Origin of the sequence: Candidatus Glomeribacter gigasporarum BEG34, from assembly GCF_000227585.1 — a bacterium.
In the GTDB taxonomy this organism is placed as follows: Bacteria; Pseudomonadota; Gammaproteobacteria; order Burkholderiales; family Burkholderiaceae; genus Glomeribacter; species Glomeribacter gigasporarum_B.
This window is the reverse complement of the sequence record NZ_CAFB01000093.1, coordinates 1-2,620: the sequence shown is the minus strand read 5'-3', so window position 1 is coordinate 2,620 and position 2,620 is coordinate 1. Positions and strand designations below refer to the sequence as shown.

Genomic DNA, 2,620 nt, shown 5'->3' with positions numbered 1-2,620 from the left:
GACTTGAGGCTGACCCCAATCTTCAGGTATTCAGCCAGCCAGGCTTTAATATGGGGTATCTGGCGTAATGGTAAAGATCAAATGGGATAGCTGCACATCGTTGGGTTTCCAATACTCAGGATTGCCTTTGAAGCGAATCGTGGCGTCCTTGACATATTTTTGAAAAATAAAAGGGCCAGTACCAACGGGCTTCCAGTTGATTTCAGATGCTTTGCCTGCCTTGAGTAATTGAGCGGCGTATTCAGCGGACAGAACAGATGCAGACGGGTCTGTTAAATTGACCAGAAACGGGGCATTGGCTGAACTCAGTATAAAGCGTACCGTATGCGAATCCAGCGCCTCGATTTTTATAATGAGTTTACTGAAATTAGTGTAGCTCCAATAAGGGAACTCAACAGGATAAGCACGGCGGAAAGGCATCTGCGGATTGCGCATGCGCTCAAAAGTGAATAGCACATCATCGGCGTTGAATTCGCGCGTCGGCTTAAACCAAGGCGTCGTATGAAATTTCACCCCGCGCCGGAGAATAAAAGTGTATATACGTCCGTCTGGGGAGATTTCCCAACGCTCAGCAAGAGCCGGTATCAGCTTTGTTGTACCACGCTCAAAATCGACGAGCCGATTGTAAATCGTCTCTGCGCTTGCGGAATATTCAACGCCGCTCGTTGCTCGATTCGGGTCAAACCCTGCCGGATTAGCCTCAGAACAGTAAACAAGCGTCTTATTCGGAACAATGGCATGCGCTTTTGATGTGATCATGAACGCTGAAAAAATACTCAGTTTCTTATACAGACTTATTTTATTTAGAAAATAACAGAGGCTCATCATTCTGATTTCTCTCATCTACAGGAATTCTGCGCAAATGCACAAGTATGTGATTCAGCTCTATTGTTGAGATTAACTTATCGCGCAGTTTAGAGATATAGACTGCAACTGTCCCAAGCGCAAGATTCATTTGTTTGGCAATGCTTTTATGATGGGAGTCTTGACGCATGAAAAACAAAAGCCGTAATTCCTGTAGGGTTGGGAGCGCTTTAAAATAGGTGTCCAGCTTCAAATAGCTCAGTAGCGTTTGAATTGCCTGTGTTTCAGGGTAATATGTCAGATAGAGCCGACACAATCCTGATCATCCAAGTTGTAGCGTAATATCCTGCATACAGGTCAACAATGCGATGATTTTTCTGTGCTCATGATTAAGGACAGGCACTTTTCTCATTCTTTCAAACTGAATAAATCCATCAATCGTAAAATAGACGCCTTTAATGCTGACAGGCTGCTTTGTGGATTGTGTCTGATATTCAAGTTTCTTGATTTTTTCTATTTCCTTATTCTTCCAGTCAAGGATTGAAGGATTTAAATGATTCTTGTAGACGCCACCGTCAGAACAAAGATCATGAATAGTGAGGCCGATGAAATTGTCGACGGATTCAAATTTCAGAGACTGAACTATATTGAAATTACCCAATAGATATTGACCTGTTTGAATGTCTTTCAAATGACATGCCCCCACATAATTCTCAACAAAATCATCTACACAACTCCCCACACAGGGTAATTGTCCAGAAATATGACTCATAACGCATTAAACCGATGAATATATTTAGACCGATCTATGATCGAATAATTGAGCAACATCTATTTTCAGTATATACATCATGCTCAAAGAAACAGATCGGGTAAATACCTTGGTAAGGCTCGGCAGATTTCATCTAGAAGTCATTTACATAGCGTACATTGAATGGCCGAGAGGGGCTACAGGCAACCGTTGCCCCCACCGCGCTGTTTAAGCAAACTTCTATTCAATAGATAAAAACTTAATATTTGTGTTGGTCTGCTTAGCAGCATTCCGGATTTCCTGCATTACATATCGACACAAACTTGTACGACCATAAAGCACATCGTTGAACATCATCTCAACGCTACGCACAGTTTCTTGATCGCTCGCTTAACTGATCACGGCAAGATGCACAAGGGAAAAACACCTTTTAGAAGAAGGGCGCCCATTCTTGATCTGGCCAAGTACAAGGTACACAGAGCAACACGAAAACAATCTGTGCAATCACCGCAAAATCCCTCCACGTCTGCTGTAGCAGAAATGCCCCTTCCAAATGGTCGGCTCCTTGTTGAGCGTTTTAACGACGGTACGCGAAAAATCAGCATTACCGGCCATTATCTTTATGAACCTGAAGTAGCTATGTCTGATGCAATAGGGCTGACGACTTTTACTCGTGAATTTTGGAAAAAAACAAAAGGCAACTTAAGCCAATAACTAATTGTTGACCGTTACTCAGTCTTGATACAAAAAATTCTACAGAAGATACTAATTTTTCTTGCATTGCTATTTTTTGTAGTGTATTATTCATCTCAACACCTCCCAACACGGAGCTTTGAGATGAACGAAACCGCATACACAAGTCAACCAGCAGATCAACCCGAAAGCCAGCCCTCGCGCCCTTCCCCCCTGCATAAAGCGCTCGCCTTGATGCTTACCACTATCGTGATTGAAAGGCGCGCCCCCTACCAAGGCTGCCAGAGACTGATGAGCACAACGACCTAACTCCGGTAGAAAAGCTTCCAGATGCCAGGCAGTAAGATTTCCAACACCCGGCACAGAAGTTAA

General features: G+C 43.3%; 3 protein-coding genes and 1 pseudogene. 1 reads left to right on the top strand and 3 read right to left on the bottom strand.

Features of this window, described 5'->3' with window-relative positions:
* Positions 1 to 57: 57 nt before the first annotated feature.
* Positions 58 to 759: pseudogene (locus tag CAGGBEG34_RS08960) on the bottom strand (ABC transporter substrate-binding protein); the annotation flags it as partial.
* A gap of 367 nt (positions 760 to 1,126) precedes the next feature.
* Complete coding sequence (locus tag CAGGBEG34_RS08955; RefSeq protein WP_158641868.1) at positions 1,127 to 1,576, bottom strand: hypothetical protein; 450 nt, start codon at positions 1,574 to 1,576, stop codon at positions 1,127 to 1,129.
* Between the two features lie 387 nt (positions 1,577 to 1,963).
* Here CAGGBEG34_RS08955 and CAGGBEG34_RS11210 point away from each other — a divergent pair, with 387 nt between their 5' ends.
* Positions 1,964 to 2,269 (top strand): hypothetical protein, encoded by a 306-nt coding sequence (locus CAGGBEG34_RS11210; RefSeq protein WP_158641867.1) that lies wholly within the window; start codon positions 1,964 to 1,966, stop codon positions 2,267 to 2,269.
* A gap of 90 nt (positions 2,270 to 2,359) precedes the next feature.
* On the opposite strand, the gene CAGGBEG34_RS12280 is transcribed toward CAGGBEG34_RS11210, so the two are convergent.
* Positions 2,360 to 2,611, bottom strand: a complete 252-nt coding sequence (locus CAGGBEG34_RS12280; RefSeq protein WP_420885903.1) for a transposase — start codon at positions 2,609 to 2,611, stop codon at positions 2,360 to 2,362.
* Positions 2,612 to 2,620 lie beyond the last annotated feature (9 nt).

Excerpts from the sequence above, each read along its gene's own strand:
- CAGGBEG34_RS08955 (WP_158641868.1), bottom strand. The coding sequence starts at position 1,576 with ATGAGTCATATTTCTGGACAATTACCCTGTGTGGGGAGTTGTGTAGAT.
- CAGGBEG34_RS11210 (WP_158641867.1), top strand. The coding sequence starts at position 1,964 with ATGCACAAGGGAAAAACACCTTTTAGAAGAAGGGCGCCCATTCTTGAT.